At 37.1% G+C, this 448-nt stretch carries 1 protein-coding gene; it reads left to right on the top strand.

Annotated elements, in window-relative coordinates; all coding sequences use genetic code 11:
• Nucleotides 1-448, top strand: a 448-nt coding sequence (locus tag AC1DWA_RS33415) for a carboxypeptidase regulatory-like domain-containing protein (protein ID WP_477917784.1), incomplete at both ends; no start/stop codon positions are given.

Raw genomic sequence — 448 nt, 5'->3', positions numbered from 1 at the left:
GTACTATACGCGATGCTGTTACAAATCAATCAATTCCTGGTGCTGTTATTCAACTTTTTCCAAATCAAAGTTTAACTCCTATTGGAACCACAGTAGCTGATCAACAAGGAAACTATCAATTTGTTGGATTGCAGCCAGGGAACTATAGAATTATAAGCTCGGAATTTAATTTTGCAAGTGCTTCATCTGGAAGCACTGTTATTTCAGATCAAATAACTACTACAAATCTATTTTTACAACCAAACCCTGCTTCTATTTCAGGTATTGTTACAACCACTGAAGGCACACCAATCAATGATGCTTCCGTTCGCATCTTAGATCAAAATGAGACTATTATTGGTTTTGGTGTAACAGGTCCCGATGGCAGGTATGCGATTGGCAATATTCCAGTAGGAACCTTTACAATTATTATTTCTGCTGAACTATTCCAATCACAGTTGTCCAGTAT

This window comes from Rhodococcus sp. P4_F3_2 (genome assembly GCF_056401335.1).
Note: the sequence above shows the minus strand (reverse complement) of the source record. Positions and strands in the feature narration are given on the sequence as shown.